Source organism: Moraxella sp. K23, from assembly GCF_041154765.1.
Classification (GTDB): domain Bacteria; phylum Pseudomonadota; class Gammaproteobacteria; order Pseudomonadales; family Moraxellaceae; genus Faucicola; species Faucicola tetraodonis.
Window position 1 is genome coordinate 436,985 of record NZ_AP031595.1, and the last position, 17,621, is coordinate 454,605.

Consider the following 17,621-nt stretch of genomic DNA (forward strand, 5'->3'; position numbering starts at 1 on the left):
CTAAGGGTATCAGTAATGGCAAGACTTAAAACACAATATAACGAACAGCTTAAGCAAAAAATTCAGCAAGAGCTTGGTTTAGCCAACGTTATGGAAATCCCTAAAATCACCAAAATCACCCTAAACATGGGTGTGGGTGATGCAGCGCAAGACAAAAAAGTTCTTGAGGGCGCATTAGCGGATATGACGGCAATTGCCGGTCAAAAACCTGTAGTAACCAAAGCTCGCAAATCAGTTGCAGGCTTTAAAATCCGTGAAGAATGGCCAATCGGCTGTAAAGTAACGTTACGTGGCGAACAGATGTACGAATTTTTAGATCGTTTAATCTCAATCGCTATTCCACGTATTCGTGACTTCCGCGGGTTTACAGATAAAGCATTTGATGGCCGTGGTAACTATTCACTAGGTATCAAAGAGCAAATCGTTTTCCCTGAAGTTGACTTTGACAAAATCGACCGTATTCGTGGTTTAGATATTACCATTACGACTACCGCAAAAACTGATGATCAAGGTCGTGCATTGCTTAAAGCATTCGGCTTCCCATTCAAGGGCTAACAGCAAGGATAAGGCAATATGGCAAAGAAAAGTATGATTAATCGCGAATTTAAACGCGAAGCGACTGTTGCTAAATATGCTGAGAAGCGTGCAAAGCTTAAGGCAATTATCAGCGACATTAACGCAACTGATGAAGAACGTATGGACGCCATGCTGGCATTACAAGCACTGCCACGTGACGCTTCACCAGTACGTTTACGTAACCGTTGTGCATTGACAGGTCGTCCACATGGGTATTTCCGTAAATTTGGTCTTTCACGTAACATGATTCGTGAAAAAGTAATGCAAGGTGATGTACCTGGCGTTCATAAAGCAAGCTGGTAAGGGGAAACAATATGAGTATGCAAGATACCGTTGCTGATATGTTGACTCGTATCCGTAATGCACAAATGGCTCAAAAAGCGTCTGTGACTATGCCAAACTCAAAACTACGTAAATCAATTGCTGATTTGCTAGTGAAAGAAGGTTATGTTGCAACCGCAGAAACTCAAGAAGTTGGTACAGGTAAAACTGAATTAACTATCGAGTTAAAATATTTTGAAGGTAAACCAGTTATTGAAACGATTAAACGTTATAGTCGTCCAGGTTTACGTCAATACCGTGGTAAAGATGCACTACCAAGTGTCCAAAAAGGTCTAGGTGTAGCAATCATCTCTACCAGTAAAGGCATCATGAGCGACCGTGAAGCTCGTGCAGCTGGATTAGGCGGCGAAGTTATTGCGTTCGTAGCTTAATCAACATTAAGAGGGACAGGCATAGTTTGTTGTGCCTGTTCGTTTTTTTATCACTTTTATAGGAATTACCCGTATGTCTCGTGTGGCTAAAGCCCCTGTAGCACTACCAAATGGTACAAGTGTTACTTTGAACGGTCAGCAGGTTGAAGTTAAAGGTAGCAAAGGTACGCTAACTTTACGCCTGCATGATTTGGTCGAGCTAAAACAGGAAGATAATCAAATTATTCTTTCACCAAAATCTGACACCAAAGACGGTTGGATGCACACTGGTACAGTTCGTGCATTATTAAGCAACATGGTTAAAGGTGTTACTGAAGGCTTCGAACGTCGTCTACAATTGATTGGTGTTGGTTATAAAGCCGCTGTTGCTGGCAATAAAGTTAACCTAAACTTAGGTTACTCACACCCAATCGAATATGTACTACCTGAAGGTGTTACTGCTGAAACTCCAACTGCGACTGAAATCGTGTTAAAATCTAGCGACAAACAAAAGCTAGGTCAAGCAGCAGCAAACATTCGTGGCTATCGCCCACCTGAGCCTTACAAAGGTAAAGGCGTTCGTTATAGCGATGAGTATGTCGCTCGTAAAGAAGCTAAGAAAAAATAAGGTGAAATGACATGTTTGATAAAAAAGCTGCTCGCCTTCGCAGAGCGAAAAAAACCCGTGCACATATCCGTGGTTTAGGCGTAAATCGTCTATCTGTTAATCGTACTAACACCCACATCTATGCACAAGTTATCTCACCAACGGGTGGTGAAGTATTAGCCCAAGCTTCAACGTTAGATACTACTTTACGTGCTGGTCAAACTAGCAACATCGAAGCTGCAACTGCCGTTGGTAAATTAATTGCAGAACGCGCTAAAGCTGCCGGTATTACTAAAGTTGCGTTTGATCGTAGCGGTTTTAAATATCATGGTCGTGTTAAAGCATTAGCTGAAGCCGCTCGTGAAAATGGATTGGAGTTCTAATCATGGCAAAAGTTGAACAAACAGACGGTTTAGTAGAGCGCTTAGTCACAGTTGGCCGTGTATCTAAAGTTGTAAAAGGTGGTCGTATCTTTTCTTTCACCGCACTCACAGTGGTAGGTGATGGTAATGGTCGTGTTGGTTTTGGTCGTGGTAAAGCGCGTGAAGTGCCTGCAGCGATTCAAAAAGCACTAGAAGCTGCCAAACGTAATATGATTACCGTTGATTTAGCAGGTACAACCCTTCAACATCCTATTACTGCTAGCCACGGTGCAAGCCGCGTGTATATGCAACCAGCCTCTGAAGGTACCGGTGTTATCGCGGGTGGTGCAATGCGTGCAGTATTAGAAGTTGCAGGCGTAGAAAACGTATTAGCAAAATGCTATGGTTCAACCAATGCCGCTAACGTTGTACGTGCAACTTTCAACGGGTTAAAAGAAATGTCTTCTCCTGAAAAAGTTGCGGCAAAACGCGGCAAATCAGTTGAAGAAATCTTGGGCTAAGCTAAGGTGAGCTAACATGAAAAAAATGAAAGTTACTCAAGTAAAATCGAGTGCCCATCGCCTAGCAAGCCATAAAGCTTGTTTGAAAGGTTTAGGGTTACGTCGTATTGGACATACTGTCGAAGTTGAAGATACCCCTTCGACCCGTGGTATGGTAAACCGCGTTAACTACTTAGTTAAAGTGGAGGAAGTATAATGGGTCTACGTTTAAATGAATTGAGCCCAGCTGAAGGTTCAAGAAAAAATAAACTTCGCCGTGGTCGTGGTATCGGTTCTGGTATCGGTAAAACCGGTGGTCGTGGTGTCAAAGGTCAAACCTCACGTACAGGTTCTGGTATTCGCTCAGGTTTTGAAGGCGGTCAGATGCCTTTATACCGTCGTTTGCCAAAATTTGGTTTCACCAGTAAACTTGCAATGGTAACGGCAGAAGTGCGTTTATCAGAATTGAACCAAGTTGATGGTGACGTGGTAAGCGTTGAGTCTTTAAAAGCAGCGAATATCATTCGCCACGATATGCAACGTGTTCGTATCATCCTTTCAGGTGACGTAACCAAAGCATATACTTTTAAAGGTGTTAAAGTGACTAAAGGTGCTAAAGCGGCTATTGAAGCAGCTGGTGGTACTGTTGAGGAGTAATCCTACATGACTAAGCATTCAACATCGATGAATCCTCTAGCATTTATTCGTAAGTACGATGAATTATTTAATCGTTTACTATTTTTGTTGGGTGCTTTAGTCGTCTATCGTTTCGGTTCACACGTACCTATTCCTGGTATGGATCCAGAAAGCTTATCGAAATTTTTTCAAACCAATGAAAATACTATTTTAGGTTTGTTTAATATGTTTTCTGGTGGGGCATTAGAGCGGATGTCAGTCATGGCACTCGGGATTATGCCTTATATTTCTGCTTCAATCATTGTCCAGATGATGACGGCGGTTATACCATCATTGGATGCATTAAAAAAAGAAGGCCAAGCCGGTCAACGCCAAATCAACAAGTATACACGCCAATTAACCCTTGCCTTAGCTTTGGTTCAATCAATTGGTATGTGTACAGGGTTGATTAGTCAGAATCTCACATTAACCAGTGGTCTTGGTTTTTATATTCCTGCGGTAACCTCGTTGGTTGCAGGGTCGATGTTTTTGATGTGGTTAGGTGAACAGATTACTGAACGTGGTATTGGTAACGGTATTTCAATGCTAATTTTAGCGGGTATCGTAGCGACTTTTCCACAAGTGGTCACACAGTCAATTAACTCTGTCCAGCAAGGTCAAATGAATATGATTGCCTTGTTGATATTTAGTTTATTGGCGTTAGCGGTGGTGGCGGGGATTGTATTTATTGAGCGTGCACAGCGCCGTATCCCAGTCAACTATGCCCAAAAGCAATCGCAAGAACGAAAAATATATGCACAGCAGCAATCGCATTTGCCATTAAAAATTAATATGGCAGGGGTTATTCCAGCGATTTTTGCCAGTTCATTGTTGTTATTCCCAGCGAGTTTGGGACAGTGGGTAGGTCAATCACCCAATCCCAATATTTTTCAAAGTTTCTTGCAGAATATGGCATTAGTGTTATCACCCGGCCAGCCGCTGTATTTGGTAATTTTTGCAGCCTTGATTATTTTCTTTTGTTATTTTTATACCGCGTTGGTATTTAGTCCAAAAGAAGTATCAGAGAATTTGAAACGAAGTGGGGCGTATATTCCAGGTATTCGTCCAGGTTTACAAACTCAACGTTATTTAGATCATGTATTAAATCGCTTAACCTTTATTGGTGCGATTTATATGACAATTATTTGTTTGATGCCGATGATATTGCAATCTGCGTTTGGTATTCCGTTTCATCTAGGCGGTACCTCAGTACTGATTAGTGTGGTCGTGATTATGGACTTTATTGCCCAAGTTAAAGCGCACTTAATGACTCACCAATACCATGATTATTCGCTGATGCAAACTATGGAAGTCAAGCATTCATAACTACTACTAGGAGCTGAAAATGAAAGTTCAAGCATCTGTAAAAAGAATCTGCGGTAGCTGCAAAATTGTACGCCGCAAAGGCGTTGTTCGCGTTATTTGTAGTGCAGAACCGCGTCATAAACAACGTCAAGGTTAATCTAAATTGTTAGATTGGACTTGAAATCAGGTAGCGGATACTGTATTATCCGCTACTTGTCGTTATTTTGACACATTTGTAGATAACCAAGTGTTTCAAAATGCTACATCAGTAGATGATTAACTCATCTTTTCCTTATAATTGGAGAAATGTCAATGGCTCGTATTGCCGGTGTAAACATTCCGGACAACAAGCACGCTATCATTTCACTCACTTATATTTTTGGTATTGGTCGTACCACTGCTGCTAAAATTTTAGAAGCGGTAAACATTGCACCAACTACTAAAATCAGTGAACTAAATGATACTCAGCTTGATGCTGTCCGTACCCAAGTTGCAGAGTATGCGACTGAAGGTGACTTGCGTCGTGAAATCTCGATGAATATTAAACGTTTAGTAGACTTAGGTTGCTATCGTGGCTTGCGTCATCGTCGCGGTTTACCAGTAAATGGTCAACGCACAAAAACAAATGCGCGTACTCGTAAGGGTCCACGTAAAGCAATCAGAAAATAATTAACTTAGGAAGCTAAAAGATGGCAAAAGACACTCGTAGTCGCAAAAAAGTGACTCGCCGCTCGGTAGCTGAGGGCGTAGCGCACATCCATGCGTCTTTTAATAACACCATTGTAACGATTACCGATCGTCAAGGTAATGCTTTGGCTTGGGCCACCGCTGGTGGACAAGGCTTCCGTGGTTCACGTAAATCTACACCATTTGCTGCACAGGTTGCGGCTGAAGTTGCTGGTAAAGCAGCACAAGAATATGGTGTCAAGAATGTTGATGTCTTGGTTAAAGGTCCAGGACCTGGTCGTGAGTCTGCGGTAAGAGCCTTAGGTGCATTGGGTTATAAAATAAACAGCATTAGCGATATAACCCCGATTCCTCATAACGGAACTCGTCCACCGAAAAAACGTCGCGTATAAGGAGACTTTCATGGCCCGTTATCTAGGTCCAAAATTAAAACTTTCTCGTCGTGAAGGTACTGATTTACAATTAAAATCAGGCGTAAAAGCGTACGAAGAAAAAACCAAAAAAGCTGACCGTGCCCCTGGTCAACATGGTAATCCACGTAGCAAAACGTCAGAGTATTCTGCACAGCTTCGTGAAAAACAAAAAGTAAAACGCATTTATGGTGTGTTAGAGCGTCAATTCTCAAACTACTATAAAGAAGCTGCGCGTATGAAAGGCGCAACTGGCGAAAACTTGCTTCAAATGTTAGAACGTCGCCTCGATAACGTTGTTTATCGTATGGGTTTTGGTGCAACTCGCGCAGAAGCTCGCCAATTAGTTAGCCATCGTGCTATTCTAGTAAAAAAAGCGGGTCGTGATGAGTTTGTTCGTGTGAACATTCCTTCAATCCAATTACAAGATGGTGATGTGATTGCCGTACACGAAAAAGCCAAAGAACAATTACGTATCAAAAACGCAATTGAATTGGCGGGTCAACGTGGCACACCTGTATGGTTGGAAGTTGATCACAGCAAATTGCAAGGTACTTTTAAACAAGCGCCAGAGCGTGCTGATTTACCAAGCGAAATCAACGAAAGCTTAATCGTTGAGTTGTACTCTAAATAATTAATTTTACTATAAAGTCGAGGTGACAAATGATGCTAAATGCTACTGAGTTTCTTACACCGAATGCCATTCATGTGGACACGGTCAATGAAACACACGCCAAAGTCACGCTCGAACCGTTAGAACGAGGTTTTGGGCATACATTAGGTAATGCCCTACGTCGTATTCTATTATCTTCATTGCCTGGTGCAGCTGTAATCGAAGCTGAAATCGAAGGCGTTGATCATGAGTATTCAACCCTTGAAGGGTTGCAAGAAGATGTGCTAGATCTATTATTAAATTTAAAAGGTTTAGCGATCCAATTGCATGATCAAAATGAAGTATTCTTGACCCTTGACAAACAAGGTCCTGGCACTGTACTAGCATCAGATATTGAGTTACCTCACAATGTAGAGATTATCAATCCTGATTTAGTTTTAGGTACATTAAGTGATCGTGGTCATTTAAAAATGCGTTTGCGTGTAGCAGTAGGTCGTGGTTATGAGCCTGCCAATGTACGCAAAGATTCTGGTGATAACAAAGTTATTGGTCGTTTAAAATTGGACGCTAGCTATAGCCCAATCTTACGCGTGGCATACCAAGTTGAAAATGCCCGTGTTGAACAACGTACTGACTTAGACCGTTTGGTTATCGAACTTGAAACCAATGGTACTATCGATCCAGAAGAAGCGATTCGTAAAGCAGCAACGATTTTGCAGCAGCAAATTGCCGTATTTGTTGACCTTGAAGCGGAAGCTACCCCAGAACCTGTTAAGGAAAAAGAAGAAGTTGACCCTGTGCTACTTCGCCCAGTGGATGACTTAGAATTAACGGTTCGCTCAGCAAATTGCTTGAAGGCGGAAAATATCTATTACATTGGCGATTTGGTACAACGCACCGAAACTGAGTTGTTAAAAACCCCAAATCTCGGTAAGAAATCATTAACTGAAATCAAAGACGTCCTTGCTTCTAAAGACTTAGAACTTGGTATGCGCCTTGAAAATTGGCCACCTGCTGATTTACGTGTTGATGACCGCTTCTCTTACCGTAGCCGTTAAAATTTAAAGGAAGTTTGACCATGCGACATCGTAACAGTGGAGTTAAGTTGGGTCGTACCAGCAGCCATCGTAAGGCCATGTTCCAAAATATGACCAACTCACTATTTGAACATGAACTCATCAAAACTACTCTTCCTAAAGCTAAAGAGCTTCGCCGTGTGGCAGAGCCGCTAATTACTTTGGCAAAAGAAGATTCAGTTGCTAACCGTCGTCTAGCGTTTAACCGCTTACGTAATAAAGCGACTGTAGGTAAATTATTCACGACACTAGGCCCACGCTACAAAGCGCGTCCAGGTGGTTATTTACGTATCATCAAATGTGGTTATCGCGATGGCGATGCTGCACCGATGGCATACGTTGAATTAGTAGACCGTGACTAATCATCCTGATTAAAAAAACCCCATAGGTTCGCGCTTATGGGGTTTTTTTGTTTATAGTGATAACTCCTCAATTAACCTTTGGAAATATGATGCAGCTGAGTTTTGATGTACTAGTGATGTTAACGTTGGTCGCGGGGATTGCAGGATTTTTAGATGCCATGGCAGGGGGTGGCGGCTTACTAACTATTCCTGCCCTGTTAATGGCAAATGTTCCTACGCTTTATACCTTGGGCACCAATAAGCTGCAAGCGACTGCAGGTTCGCTTTCTGCTTCTATTACCATGATACGCAAAGGCAAGATTCACCCCAAGCAAATTTGGCGTTCGATTATCGCCTGTTTTGTCGGAGCTGTGCTAGGCGCTATGGCTGTGCAACTTTCTCCGCCAGTGCTATTAGCCAAAGGCATTCCTTTTTTAATCGCGCTTATTGGTATTTATTATCTGTTTGCACCCAATATTGGTGAGGTCAAATCTGCACCACGAATCAGCAAAAATAAATGGCAATATGGGATGTCACCCTTAATTGGTTTTTATGATGGCTATTTGGGCCCTGGTACAGGGATGTTTTTTGCGCTAGGCGGTATCACCATGCGGGGCTTGGATATGATTACCGCGACTGCCAATGCCAAATTACTCAACTTTACCAGCAATGCCGCCTCATTGATGTTCTTTGTGTTGGGTGGAAAAGTGCTTTGGTCAGTGGGAGTTGCTATGATGGTGGGGCAATTTATTGGTGCTTCATTGGGTGCAAGGATGGCCGTTAAAGGGGGCACTAAGTTTATTCGACCGGTGATTGTGGTGATGTGTTTCGCGATGCTAATTAAATATGTGTTTTTTTCTTAATAATTTTTATTTATGATAGTGGTAACATTATTCATACTTAGACTATAGAACATATGACAACTGAAATGATTTTAAGTATTTTTCTTGGGATTGGCTTGGCGGCAAGTAGTGGGTTTCGTGTGTTTGTACCGCTGTTTGCCCTCAGTTGTGCGGCATATTTTCATATCATTCCCCTTAATGATAGCTGGCAATGGGTGGCATCCACCCCTGCGTTAATTATTTTAGGCGTAGCCAGTATTGCAGAGTCGATCAGTTATTTAATCCCGTTGGTTGATCATCTGTTAGATACGGTTGCTGTACCGCTCGCAGGGATTGCAGGAACATTGGTCATGGCTTCGACATTGACCGATATGAGTCCTGCCATGACTTGGGCGCTAGCGATCATTGCTGGCGGCGGCGCTGCGGCTACGATTAAAGGTACAGCTGCCACCACGCGCGTGGCTTCGACTGCGACGACGGGCGGTTTGGCAAATCCCGCTGTTTCAGTGGCAGAAACCGGGACAGCGATAGGGCTGTCGGCTTTGTCGATTTTTTCACCCATTTTTGCGATGATTGCGTTAATCATTGGTTTACTGATGATGATTTGGGTAGTAATAATGGTTAAAAACCGCGTCAAACGCTAAGGCATCTTGCCTGTTTCTTGTAAAGAAAGCGTGCCATCTTGACCCACGATAATATGGTCAATCAAAGTCATATCGACAAGCTGACACGCTTTTGCCAAACTGCGAGTAATTTCCAGATCTGCCTGTGACGCTGTGGCAGAGGTGCTTGGGTGATTATGGGCGATAATAAGCTGACTTGCCCCGTATTTTAACGCACAGCGCAACACTTCCCTCACACATACTGAGCACGATGAAATACCGCCTGTGAATAATACCTCATACTGGATTAAGGTGAGTTGATTGGTCAAAAACAGCACCGCAAACACCTCGCGATTGAGCGGTCGCAGCTGCGTAGTCAGATAGTCTTTGACCAATTGGCTGGCGTTAAGGGTAGGGGCTTGTTTGACTTGGCTGGCAAGGTAGCGTTTGCCCATCTCAAGGCTTGCCAAAATCTGCGCGTATTTTGCCATGCCGATACCGTGACACGCCATGACTGCTTCACTAGGCGCAGATAGTAACTGAGCCAGACTGCCAAATTTCTCAATCAAGCCACGAGCCAGTTCGATGGCGGATTGGTCTTTGGTGCCTGTGCGTAAGAATATTGCCAAAATCTCGCTATCGGATAGACTCTCAGCGCCTTTTTGCAGTAGCTTTTCTCTGGGGCGCTCGTCTTGGTGCCAGTCTTTGATTGCCATAGGCATTTCCTAATAAATGATGATTAATCATACCTAAAATGGCGGAAAATTGTTACTATAGGCAAAATTTTTTAGTGCTTTTATCTTATGAAAAATATCCTTCTTGGTATTACAGGCGGTATTGCTGCCTACAAATCCGCCTCGTTTGCCCGACTATTGATTAAAAATGGCTATGACGTCCGTGTTATTATGACGGCAAGCGCACAAGCCTTTATCACACCGTTAACGCTGCAGGCCTTAACGGGTAACCCAGTGCATATCGACTTGTTGGATGAGAGCGCTGAGCTGGGAATGGGGCATATTGAACTGGCAAAATGGGCGGATTTACTGATTATCGCGCCTGCTACCGCGAATACGATTGCCAAACTGGCCATGGGAATAGCGGATGATTTACTCACTACCGTCTGCCTTGCTACCGCTGCCCCGATTTTGGTGGCGCCTGCTATGAATCAGCAAATGTGGCAACATCCATCGGTCAAACTTAATTTGCAGACGTTAACCGATTATGATTATGAAATCATCCAACCAGCCAGCGGTGAGCAAGCTTGTGGTGATATCGGTGAGGGAAGATTGCCAGAGCCAGAGCAGTTGCTTGAATACGTGCAATATTTCATCGCAGCGCAAATCACCCCACAAGTATTGGCGGGTAAAAATGTGACAATCACCGCAGGTCCAACGATTGAAGCCATCGACCCTGTGCGCTATCTATCCAATCATTCCACGGGCAAAATGGGATTTGCGCTGGCAAAAGCGTGCCGTAATGCAGGCGCGAGGGTGACCTTGATCGTTGGGGGTAAAGTGCCCCTACCAACGCCACTACTGGTCAATCGTATCGATGTGTTATCGGCTGAAGAAATGCTAATGACTGCTCGCCAATGCGCCAGTGACGATATATGTGAGTGCCATGACCACCACCATCACGACCATGACCACCCTCATCATGACCATGAGCATCATCACCACCATCATGACCATGATGAATTCGGCAATGATGTCGAAGTCGAACCTGTCAGGACAGCGACCGATATTTTTATTGCCACGGCTGCGGTCGCTGATTACCGCACGCGTGATGTCGTGCCGCAAAAGATTAAAAAAACGCAAGATCAGATGGCACTGGATTTGGTGAAAAATCCTGATATTTTGGCGACCATTGCCAAAGAATTCCCTGATGTTTTTGTGGTAGGATTTGCGGCAGAAACCCAAGATGTAGAAAAATACGCTCGTGGCAAGCTTGACGCCAAAAACTTAGATATGATTGCTTGTAATGATGTGTCCCGCACCGATATTGGTTTTGGCAGTGATGACAATGCCATGACGGTGTTTTTCAGGGATAGAGCAGCAGGGGCGACACTAGAAAAAGCCAGTAAAGATAAAATCGCGGAACAATTGGTTGCTTTAATTGGGGAAAATTTGCATTAATCACCCAAAAAAGCTGCGTGATTGCACCCAACTTTTTTGCATTAACTAAAGTGTGTCTTAGGTTGTTTTAGCTTTTAGCCGCTAATTAGTTTGGTGTTAATGATTAGTGATAGTTGCGATTTTAGCGATGGTTAATATATTTCATCACTTGACGGGGTAGCGCTGATGAAAAGTATCAGCGTTTATTCTACTATCCGTTGTAGTCGTAAAGCTCTGTCATATAAGGCATTTTTTTTCGTCCCTGTGATATCGCTCGCGAGCTGTGCGGCTTTTTTCACTGACAAATCTTGCAATAGTCGTTTTAGCAATTCATCGTGCTGATTATCATGATTCTGTAATTCACTTGCCCCAGCGACCACCAGTACCATTTCCCCTTTTTGCTGATTGGCATCGCTTGCAACAAACTGCTTTAGTTCACCAAGCGTTGATGGATAAATGGTTTCAAACGTTTTGGTTATCTCACGGCAAAACGTCACTTGTCGATTGTCGCCAAGCACCATAATCATGTCATCGATACACTCAACAATACGATGGGGCGCTTCATAAAAAATCAGCGTGGCGGTTAAATCCTTGATTTTAGTCAATTCGCTTTGGCGTCCTGCGGTTTTGGCAGGCAAAAAGCCGTAAAAATAAAACTTGTCTGAGGGTAATCCTGCGACCGATAAGGCGGCTATGGCAGCACTGGCACCGACAACCGGCGAGACTTTGATACCGGCTTGGTGACAGGCGCGCACCAGTCGAAAACCAGGGTCGCTAATGAGTGGGGTGCCGGCATCACTGATAATCGCGATACTTTGCCCTGACTGTAATATCTCAATCAGTTTAGGGGTCTGTACTTCGGCATTGTGATCGTGATAAGCCCAAGTTTTGGTGGGGATGTTAAAGTGGTTGAGCAGTTTGCCCGAGGTGCGGGTGTCTTCGCAGGCGATGATAGCCACGCTTTTTAGGCAGTCGATGGCGTGGGCGGTGATATCGGATAAATTACCAATCGGGGTGGCGACGATATAGAGTGTGCCTTGATTTGAAGTCATATTTTTCTCGTTTTCTTTATAAAATTATCGTTCAATGAAAGTTATTTTTGGAACATCTGTGAGACTCGTTAAAACACTAATACAATCACTTTCACCCAGAATAAAGAATTCATTTGGGCGGTTACCCTTCATGTCAAAGACATATTGTGAAGTAAAGCCTTTTCGTAATTTTTCCTGTTCATACCAGCCATTTTCTGAAACAGATAATAACCAATTTTTAGGGTATTCATCATTTGGAAAGTCTAGTAAATCTCCTTCTCTAAGCATTCTAAAACCCATGACATATTCAAAGTCTAAATATACTAACTCATAATCTTGTGGTTTAAATAGCAATGTTACTCGCAATGTACGGCCGTCATAATGAATCGCATCAATGGCGGGAATGAGATTTTCAAAGGGAAGGTTAGGATAAACTTGGCATTTTGGATTTTGCATTGTTTAATTCTCAAAGTATAATAAATTTCATTTTAACATAGTCAATCATCCTTCAAAATGAAACTCACCTCACCAAAACAACGCCAAGGCGACCACTTTGAGACCCTCGCCAAACACTACCTTGAAGCGCAAGGCTTAACGTTTTTTGCCAAAAACTGGCACTACAAAAACTTGGGCGAGCTTGATTTGGTGATGCTTGAGCTGACGCAAAAAATCCCTTGCTTAGTCATTGTCGAAGTGCGTCAACGAAAAGCCAGCCAATTTGGCACAAGTTTAGACAGTATCACCCCCGCCAAACAACGTAAAATCATTAAAACCACCGCAGCTTTTTTACAAGCGCATCCACAATTTGATACCTTTGACATTCGCTTTGATGTAGTAATTTATGAAGGCGTTTTAGCTGCACGGCAGGCTGTCATGCCAACGCCTACGTGGATTAAGGACGCTTTTAGCGTAAATTAAGCATTTTGTATAACGTATAAACTTAGCAAAAATTATGCTATGCTACGCAGCAAAATAGTATAATTTTACCCCTCTTTTATTAGGTATTTCCCATGAACGCACAAGATTTAATTACTTTACTACAACCCCATTTTCCGAGTGGCAAAATCGAAGCTGCCAATCAAGGCAACAAATTTGATGTGCGCGTGGTGGATGACAGCTTTGAGGGTAAACGTCCTGTCGCACGTCAACAAGCCGTATTGGGGTTGGTGTCTGATAAATTTGCGTCAGGTGAAATCCATGCACTCAATATCCAAGCGTTGACCTATGCCCAGTGGCATGAGATGCAAGCCAAACAAGCTGCGCAATAAGCCATTTTTAGGAGAAACACATGGATAAATTTTTAATCACGGGTGGCACCCAGGTCAAAGGTGAAGTGGTCATCTCTGGTGCAAAAAATGCGGCATTACCCTTGCTTGCGGCAATGATTTTGGCAGAAACCCCCGCCACCCTGCACAATGTACCGACACTCAAAGACGTCAATACCTTGGTCAAATTGATTGCGGGAACGGGTATCACCATTGAAAAGAACGGCGATACGGTGACTTGCGATACCAGTACCATCAATAGCTACTATGCCCCGTATGAGCTGGTCAAAACCATGCGTGCATCGATTTTGGTATTGGGACCGCTGCTTGCGCGCTTTGGGGAGGCTGAAGTGTCGCTACCTGGTGGCTGCGCAATTGGCTCACGCCCTGTCGACCAACATCTAAAAGCCTTGGAAGCGATGGGAGCGACCATCACCGTTAAAAATGGCTATGTCAAAGCCAAAGCACCCGCTAGCGGTCGGCTAAAAGGCTGTCATTTTACCTTTGATATGGTCACGGTTGGCGGCACTGAAAACACCATCATGGCAGCGGCATTGGCGGAAGGAACCACGCACCTAGAAAACTGTGCGCGTGAACCAGAAGTGGTTGATCTGGCTAATATGCTTGTCAAAATGGGCGCAAAAATTGAAGGCATTGGCACCGCTTATATGACCATTGAAGGCGTTGACAAATTGAATGGCTGTGAGTACTCAGTAGTACCAGACCGTATTGAAACAGGCTCATATCTTGCGCTTGCCATGATGACAGGCGGCGAAGTGACTGCCAAAAAAACTGAAGCAAGCTTAATGCAATCCGTGCTTAAAAAATTTGAAGAAATGGGCGCCCAAGTCACCGTTGGCAGCGACTGGATTAATGTCAAAATGGCGGGTCGTCCAAAAGCCGTTGATATCCGCACATTACCACACCCTGCGTTCCCAACCGATATGCAAGCCCAGCTCATGACAGTTTGCTGTATTGCAGAAGGTACCAGTACCATTATTGAAAATATTTTTGAAAATCGCTACATGCATGTCCCTGAGCTGCAACGTATGGGCGCAAATATCAAGGTCGATGGTCATACTGCCGTTGTTCAAGGCGTCGATAAACTCAATGCCGCGCCTGTCATTGCAACCGATTTACGCGCCTCTATGTCATTGGTAATGGCAGCGGTGGCAGCCCAGGGCGAGACCTGTATCGAGCGCATTTACCACATCGACCGTGGTTATGAGTATGTGGAAGATAAACTGCGCGGCTTGGGCGTCACCATTGAGCGGGTAAAAGGCGAATAACAGGTATAAGACAATGATACAAGCAAATGATGCCAATTATAACGGTCTTACCTTAGCGTTATCCAAAGGGCGAATCTTAAAAGATACCTTGCCCCTGCTAAAAAAGGCAGGTATCGAACTACTTGAAGACCCAGAAGAATCACGTAAACTTATTTTCCCGACCACGCATGCTGACGTGCGGATTTTGATTTTACGTGCCAGTGACGTGCCAACCTATGTGGAGCATGGGGCGGCGGATTTTGGTGTAGCGGGTAAAGATGTGCTGATGGAGCATGGCTCAAGCAATTTATATGAATTGCTTGACCTACAAATTGCCAAATGCCGTTTGATGACGGCAGGTAAAGTGGGGCTACAATTACCCAGTCGTCGTCTTCGAATTGCCACCAAATATGTCAATGTGACGCGCGCGTTTTTTGCCAGTCGCGGTGAACAAGTGGATGTGATTAAACTCTATGGTTCCATGGAACTTGCGCCATTGGTAGGCTTGGGTGATTTGATTGTAGATGTGGTCGATACCGGTAATACCTTAAAAGCCAATGGTCTAGAGCCGCGCCAAGAGATTTGCCAAGTCTCTTCGCGTTTGATTGTCAATCAAGTCAGTTATAAACGCAAATTTGCCCTGCTTGAGCCAATCATTGAAAGTTTCAAGCAAAGCGTCGCTGATAACACCCAGTAACGGTTCAAAAATTACCATGATGCAGCATCTTTTTGTGTATGGCACGCTAGCGCCCAATCGCGATAACCACAGTATCATGACACCCATCAACAACGGCAGTTGGCAACCTGCGACTATTCGTGGGCATTTGATGCCAGATGGCGGTTGGGGTTCGGCACTTGGATTTCCTGCAGTCATCCTAGATGAACAAGGCGACATGGTAGCCGGATGGGTGTTTTCGTCGGATGATTTGGTCAATCATTGGGCGCGGCTAGATGAGTTTGAAGGTGAAGCCTATCAGCGCATTGAAGTAACCGCCACGCTTGACAATGGTGCGAAAATCCAAACCTTTGTGTATGCACTCGACAATCTACAGCATTATTAAAGTTGTCTTTGAAGATAAAAACATTGAAAATCAAGACATTGAAAATTAAAAAAGACGTTATTAAGACGTCTTTTTTTAACTGGGCGAAAACTAAAAGTGGTGACGGGTTTGCTCGGTTTAGCTGATTTTGATGCGCAAGCTTTGATGCGCCGATTTGGATGAGTTGGCAAAGCTGTGCAGGCTAAAAATCCGCTTTCATACATGAAAAATTTGTTATGCTATGGGTTAGTCATTTTTTATTCTTAGGGGAATACCATGCGATTGTTAAATAGCCAACAAGCCAGTTTTGAGCAGGAATTGACAGAGCTGCTTGCTTTTGAAACGGTAAATGATTCAGCGCTACTGGCTACGGTCGATGATATTATCGCGCAAGTGCGTCAGGGTGGGGATGAGGTGGTGTTAAAGCTGACCCAACAATTTGACAACCATCCTGCCAAAACCTTTGCTGAGCTAGAGATTCCACAAGAAAAGCTCAAACAAGCGTTTGATGGGTTAAACCCTACAATCAAGCAAGCGCTTGAACTGGCGGCACAGCGCGTCACATCTTTTCACGAGCGCCAACGGCAAGAAAGCTGGACGTATCAAGATGCGCTAGGTAATACGCTTGGACAACAAGTTACGCCACTTGATAAAGTGGGTATCTATGTGCCAGGTGGGCTGGCAAGTTATCCATCGAGTGTCTTAATGAATGCGTTACCCGCAAAAGTGGCAGGGGTCGGGCAAATTATCATGGTGGTGCCTGCCCCTCATGGTGAACTAAATCCCTTGGTATTGGCAGCCGCTTATTTGGCGGGTGTGGATAAAGTCTTTACCATTGGGGGCGCGCAAGCGGTGGCAGCGTTGGCTTACGGTACTAACACCATCCCGCAAGTTGATAAAATCACAGGACCTGGCAACAAATACGTGGCAGCCGCCAAACGCGCCGTGTTTGGGCAAGTGGGCATTGACATGATTGCCGGCCCCTCGGAAGTACTGGTATATGCCGAAGGTGTGGCAAATGATAAAGCCGACTGGTTAGCCATGGATTTATTGTCGCAAGCTGAGCATGATACTGTCGCGCAAGCGATTTTTGTCACCCCATCTGAGCCGTTACTTAAAAAAGTTGCGCAGGAAATCGAAAAAGCCTTAGTAGATTTGCCAAAAGCTGACATCGCTAAAGCGGCGATTGCCAACCGTGGCGCGCTGATTTTGGTGAAAGACCGCGCAGAGGGTATTGAGGTGATTAACCGCATTGCGCCTGAGCATTTGGAATTATCGGTAGATGACCCAGAAGCGATGCTCAAAGATGTCCGCCATGCGGGCGCTATCTTTATGGGGCGCTATACCCCTGAAGCGATTGGCGATTATTGCGCTGGCCCTAATCACGTGTTGCCAACGTCAGGTACCGCACGCTTTAGTTCACCGCTTGGCGTGTATGATTTTCAAAAGAAATCTTCGATTATTTATTGTAGCGAGCAAGGTAGCCAAACGTTGGCAAAAACCGCCGATATATTGGCGGTGGAAGAAAATTTGGATGCCCACGCACGTTCAGCCCGCTACCGGGTAAAATAGGCTCAAACGCGCCTGTGGCAATTCAACAGGGCATTTAACTCCT

General features: G+C 44.2%; 27 protein-coding genes. 24 read left to right on the top strand and 3 right to left on the bottom strand.

Translation table 11 applies throughout. From position 1 onward, the window contains the following. Positions 1-15 precede the first annotated feature (15 nt). From rplE to ACAM37_RS01965, 17 genes are all read left to right on the top strand, one after another. Positions 16-555, top strand: a complete 540-nt coding sequence (gene rplE, locus ACAM37_RS01885) for a 50S ribosomal protein L5 (RefSeq protein ID WP_007115557.1) — start codon at positions 16-18, stop codon at positions 553-555. A gap of 18 nt (positions 556-573) precedes the next feature. Continuing rightward, positions 574-879: a 30S ribosomal protein S14 gene (gene rpsN, locus ACAM37_RS01890; protein ID WP_007115558.1), complete on the top strand. Its 306-nt coding sequence runs from the start codon at positions 574-576 to the stop codon at positions 877-879. 11 nt (positions 880-890) lie between these two features. Beyond that, positions 891-1,289: a 30S ribosomal protein S8 gene (gene rpsH / locus ACAM37_RS01895; protein WP_065253364.1), complete on the top strand. Its 399-nt coding sequence runs from the start codon at positions 891-893 to the stop codon at positions 1,287-1,289. A gap of 73 nt (positions 1,290-1,362) precedes the next feature. Beyond that, positions 1,363-1,896, top strand: a complete 534-nt coding sequence (rplF, locus tag ACAM37_RS01900) for a 50S ribosomal protein L6 (RefSeq protein WP_007115560.1) — start codon at positions 1,363-1,365, stop codon at positions 1,894-1,896. A gap of 11 nt (positions 1,897-1,907) precedes the next feature. Further along, positions 1,908-2,258, top strand: coding sequence for a 50S ribosomal protein L18 (gene rplR / locus ACAM37_RS01905; protein WP_007115561.1), 351 nt, complete (start codon positions 1,908-1,910; stop codon positions 2,256-2,258). 2 nt (positions 2,259-2,260) lie between these two features. Beyond that, positions 2,261-2,758: a 30S ribosomal protein S5 gene (rpsE, locus tag ACAM37_RS01910; RefSeq protein WP_007115562.1), complete on the top strand. Its 498-nt coding sequence runs from the start codon at positions 2,261-2,263 to the stop codon at positions 2,756-2,758. A gap of 16 nt (positions 2,759-2,774) precedes the next feature. Next, positions 2,775-2,954 (top strand): 50S ribosomal protein L30, encoded by a 180-nt coding sequence (rpmD, locus tag ACAM37_RS01915; RefSeq protein ID WP_007115563.1) that lies wholly within the window; start codon positions 2,775-2,777, stop codon positions 2,952-2,954. Beyond that, on the top strand, positions 2,954-3,394 hold the full coding sequence (rplO, locus tag ACAM37_RS01920) for a 50S ribosomal protein L15 (protein WP_007115564.1): 441 nt from the start codon (positions 2,954-2,956) through the stop codon (positions 3,392-3,394). The genes rpmD and rplO overlap by 1 nt, the downstream gene beginning before the upstream one ends. Positions 3,395-3,400: 6 nt before the next feature. Beyond that, positions 3,401-4,738 carry a preprotein translocase subunit SecY gene (gene secY, locus ACAM37_RS01925; protein ID WP_007115565.1) on the top strand — a complete coding sequence of 446 codons (1,338 nt, stop codon included), beginning with the start codon at positions 3,401-3,403 and terminating at the stop codon, positions 4,736-4,738. 19 nt (positions 4,739-4,757) lie between these two features. Further along, positions 4,758-4,874, top strand: a complete 117-nt coding sequence (gene rpmJ, locus ACAM37_RS01930) for a 50S ribosomal protein L36 (RefSeq protein WP_040403280.1) — start codon at positions 4,758-4,760, stop codon at positions 4,872-4,874. A 155-nt stretch (positions 4,875-5,029) separates the two neighbouring features. Continuing rightward, entirely contained in the window at positions 5,030-5,386 is a 357-nt protein-coding gene (rpsM, locus tag ACAM37_RS01935; protein ID WP_007115566.1) for a 30S ribosomal protein S13, read from the top strand. A gap of 20 nt (positions 5,387-5,406) precedes the next feature. Then, entirely contained in the window at positions 5,407-5,796 is a 390-nt protein-coding gene (gene rpsK / locus ACAM37_RS01940; protein WP_007115567.1) for a 30S ribosomal protein S11, read from the top strand. A gap of 10 nt (positions 5,797-5,806) precedes the next feature. Next, positions 5,807-6,448, top strand: coding sequence for a 30S ribosomal protein S4 (rpsD, locus tag ACAM37_RS01945; RefSeq protein WP_099808446.1), 642 nt, complete (start codon positions 5,807-5,809; stop codon positions 6,446-6,448). Positions 6,449-6,477: 29 nt separating this feature from the next. Continuing rightward, positions 6,478-7,485, top strand: coding sequence for a DNA-directed RNA polymerase subunit alpha (locus ACAM37_RS01950; protein ID WP_007115569.1), 1,008 nt, complete (start codon positions 6,478-6,480; stop codon positions 7,483-7,485). 20 nt (positions 7,486-7,505) lie between these two features. After that, on the top strand, positions 7,506-7,865 hold the full coding sequence (gene rplQ / locus ACAM37_RS01955; RefSeq protein ID WP_036593417.1) for a 50S ribosomal protein L17: 360 nt from the start codon (positions 7,506-7,508) through the stop codon (positions 7,863-7,865). Positions 7,866-7,954: 89 nt separating this feature from the next. Next, entirely contained in the window at positions 7,955-8,707 is a 753-nt protein-coding gene (locus ACAM37_RS01960; protein WP_050324675.1) for a TSUP family transporter, read from the top strand. 53 nt (positions 8,708-8,760) lie between these two features. Then, positions 8,761-9,330 (top strand): DUF4126 domain-containing protein, encoded by a 570-nt coding sequence (locus ACAM37_RS01965; RefSeq protein ID WP_050324676.1) that lies wholly within the window; start codon positions 8,761-8,763, stop codon positions 9,328-9,330. Here ACAM37_RS01965 and radC read toward each other — a convergent pair. Continuing rightward, positions 9,327-10,004, bottom strand: a complete 678-nt coding sequence (gene radC / locus ACAM37_RS01970; protein ID WP_065253360.1) for a RadC family protein — start codon at positions 10,002-10,004, stop codon at positions 9,327-9,329. The two genes, ACAM37_RS01965 and radC, sit on opposite strands and share 4 nt — an antisense overlap. A gap of 87 nt (positions 10,005-10,091) precedes the next feature. On the opposite strand from radC, the gene coaBC reads away from it, so the two are divergent. Next, on the top strand, positions 10,092-11,423 hold the full coding sequence (gene coaBC, locus ACAM37_RS01975) for a bifunctional phosphopantothenoylcysteine decarboxylase/phosphopantothenate--cysteine ligase CoaBC (protein ID WP_309592728.1): 1,332 nt from the start codon (positions 10,092-10,094) through the stop codon (positions 11,421-11,423). A gap of 182 nt (positions 11,424-11,605) precedes the next feature. On the opposite strand, the gene rsmI is transcribed toward coaBC, so the two are convergent. Continuing rightward, complete coding sequence (gene rsmI, locus ACAM37_RS01980; protein ID WP_369626407.1) at positions 11,606-12,454, bottom strand: 16S rRNA (cytidine(1402)-2'-O)-methyltransferase; 849 nt, start codon at positions 12,452-12,454, stop codon at positions 11,606-11,608. Between the two features lie 24 nt (positions 12,455-12,478). Beyond that, positions 12,479-12,889: a hypothetical protein gene (locus ACAM37_RS01985; protein ID WP_007115576.1), complete on the bottom strand. Its 411-nt coding sequence runs from the start codon at positions 12,887-12,889 to the stop codon at positions 12,479-12,481. A 57-nt stretch (positions 12,890-12,946) separates the two neighbouring features. Between ACAM37_RS01985 and ACAM37_RS01990 the strand changes: the two genes are divergently transcribed. From ACAM37_RS01990 to hisD, 6 genes are all read left to right on the top strand, one after another. Next, positions 12,947-13,351 (top strand): YraN family protein, encoded by a 405-nt coding sequence (locus ACAM37_RS01990; RefSeq protein WP_369626408.1) that lies wholly within the window; start codon positions 12,947-12,949, stop codon positions 13,349-13,351. A gap of 92 nt (positions 13,352-13,443) precedes the next feature. Beyond that, complete coding sequence (locus tag ACAM37_RS01995) at positions 13,444-13,701, top strand: BolA/IbaG family iron-sulfur metabolism protein (protein ID WP_065263076.1); 258 nt, start codon at positions 13,444-13,446, stop codon at positions 13,699-13,701. A gap of 20 nt (positions 13,702-13,721) precedes the next feature. Then, entirely contained in the window at positions 13,722-14,987 is a 1,266-nt protein-coding gene (gene murA, locus ACAM37_RS02000; RefSeq protein ID WP_369626409.1) for a UDP-N-acetylglucosamine 1-carboxyvinyltransferase, read from the top strand. A 13-nt stretch (positions 14,988-15,000) separates the two neighbouring features. Then, entirely contained in the window at positions 15,001-15,663 is a 663-nt protein-coding gene (gene hisG / locus ACAM37_RS02005; protein ID WP_099834369.1) for an ATP phosphoribosyltransferase, read from the top strand. Positions 15,664-15,679: 16 nt separating this feature from the next. After that, positions 15,680-16,027, top strand: coding sequence for a gamma-glutamylcyclotransferase family protein (locus ACAM37_RS02010; protein WP_138018561.1), 348 nt, complete (start codon positions 15,680-15,682; stop codon positions 16,025-16,027). Between the two features lie 255 nt (positions 16,028-16,282). Then, a complete protein-coding gene (hisD, locus tag ACAM37_RS02015) occupies positions 16,283-17,578 on the top strand; it encodes a histidinol dehydrogenase (protein ID WP_369626410.1) in 1,296 nt (431 codons plus the stop codon). The last annotated feature ends 43 nt before the right edge of the window (positions 17,579-17,621 follow it).

What these genes read in the sequence shown, in the direction of transcription:
- rplE (WP_007115557.1), top strand. Translation starts at nt 16, where the DNA reads ATGGCAAGACTTAAAACACAATATAACGAACAGCTTAAGCAAAAAATT.
- rpsN (WP_007115558.1), top strand. Translation starts at nt 574, where the DNA reads ATGGCAAAGAAAAGTATGATTAATCGCGAATTTAAACGCGAAGCGACT.
- rpsH (WP_065253364.1), top strand. Translation starts at nt 891, where the DNA reads ATGAGTATGCAAGATACCGTTGCTGATATGTTGACTCGTATCCGTAAT.
- rplF (WP_007115560.1), top strand. Translation starts at nt 1,363, where the DNA reads ATGTCTCGTGTGGCTAAAGCCCCTGTAGCACTACCAAATGGTACAAGT.
- rplR (WP_007115561.1), top strand. Translation starts at nt 1,908, where the DNA reads ATGTTTGATAAAAAAGCTGCTCGCCTTCGCAGAGCGAAAAAAACCCGT.
- rpsE (WP_007115562.1), top strand. Translation starts at nt 2,261, where the DNA reads ATGGCAAAAGTTGAACAAACAGACGGTTTAGTAGAGCGCTTAGTCACA.
- rpmD (WP_007115563.1), top strand. Translation starts at nt 2,775, where the DNA reads ATGAAAAAAATGAAAGTTACTCAAGTAAAATCGAGTGCCCATCGCCTA.
- rplO (WP_007115564.1), top strand. Translation starts at nt 2,954, where the DNA reads ATGGGTCTACGTTTAAATGAATTGAGCCCAGCTGAAGGTTCAAGAAAA.
- secY (WP_007115565.1), top strand. Translation starts at nt 3,401, where the DNA reads ATGACTAAGCATTCAACATCGATGAATCCTCTAGCATTTATTCGTAAG.
- rpmJ (WP_040403280.1), top strand. Translation starts at nt 4,758, where the DNA reads ATGAAAGTTCAAGCATCTGTAAAAAGAATCTGCGGTAGCTGCAAAATT.
- rpsM (WP_007115566.1), top strand. Translation starts at nt 5,030, where the DNA reads ATGGCTCGTATTGCCGGTGTAAACATTCCGGACAACAAGCACGCTATC.
- rpsK (WP_007115567.1), top strand. Translation starts at nt 5,407, where the DNA reads ATGGCAAAAGACACTCGTAGTCGCAAAAAAGTGACTCGCCGCTCGGTA.
- rpsD (WP_099808446.1), top strand. Translation starts at nt 5,807, where the DNA reads ATGGCCCGTTATCTAGGTCCAAAATTAAAACTTTCTCGTCGTGAAGGT.
- ACAM37_RS01950 (WP_007115569.1), top strand. Translation starts at nt 6,478, where the DNA reads ATGATGCTAAATGCTACTGAGTTTCTTACACCGAATGCCATTCATGTG.
- rplQ (WP_036593417.1), top strand. Translation starts at nt 7,506, where the DNA reads ATGCGACATCGTAACAGTGGAGTTAAGTTGGGTCGTACCAGCAGCCAT.
- ACAM37_RS01960 (WP_050324675.1), top strand. Translation starts at nt 7,955, where the DNA reads ATGCAGCTGAGTTTTGATGTACTAGTGATGTTAACGTTGGTCGCGGGG.
- ACAM37_RS01965 (WP_050324676.1), top strand. Translation starts at nt 8,761, where the DNA reads ATGACAACTGAAATGATTTTAAGTATTTTTCTTGGGATTGGCTTGGCG.
- radC (WP_065253360.1), bottom strand. Translation starts at nt 10,004, where the DNA reads ATGGCAATCAAAGACTGGCACCAAGACGAGCGCCCCAGAGAAAAGCTA.
- coaBC (WP_309592728.1), top strand. Translation starts at nt 10,092, where the DNA reads ATGAAAAATATCCTTCTTGGTATTACAGGCGGTATTGCTGCCTACAAA.
- rsmI (WP_369626407.1), bottom strand. Translation starts at nt 12,454, where the DNA reads ATGACTTCAAATCAAGGCACACTCTATATCGTCGCCACCCCGATTGGT.
- ACAM37_RS01985 (WP_007115576.1), bottom strand. Translation starts at nt 12,889, where the DNA reads ATGCAAAATCCAAAATGCCAAGTTTATCCTAACCTTCCCTTTGAAAAT.
- ACAM37_RS01990 (WP_369626408.1), top strand. Translation starts at nt 12,947, where the DNA reads ATGAAACTCACCTCACCAAAACAACGCCAAGGCGACCACTTTGAGACC.
- ACAM37_RS01995 (WP_065263076.1), top strand. Translation starts at nt 13,444, where the DNA reads ATGAACGCACAAGATTTAATTACTTTACTACAACCCCATTTTCCGAGT.
- murA (WP_369626409.1), top strand. Translation starts at nt 13,722, where the DNA reads ATGGATAAATTTTTAATCACGGGTGGCACCCAGGTCAAAGGTGAAGTG.
- hisG (WP_099834369.1), top strand. Translation starts at nt 15,001, where the DNA reads ATGATACAAGCAAATGATGCCAATTATAACGGTCTTACCTTAGCGTTA.
- ACAM37_RS02010 (WP_138018561.1), top strand. Translation starts at nt 15,680, where the DNA reads ATGATGCAGCATCTTTTTGTGTATGGCACGCTAGCGCCCAATCGCGAT.
- hisD (WP_369626410.1), top strand. Translation starts at nt 16,283, where the DNA reads ATGCGATTGTTAAATAGCCAACAAGCCAGTTTTGAGCAGGAATTGACA.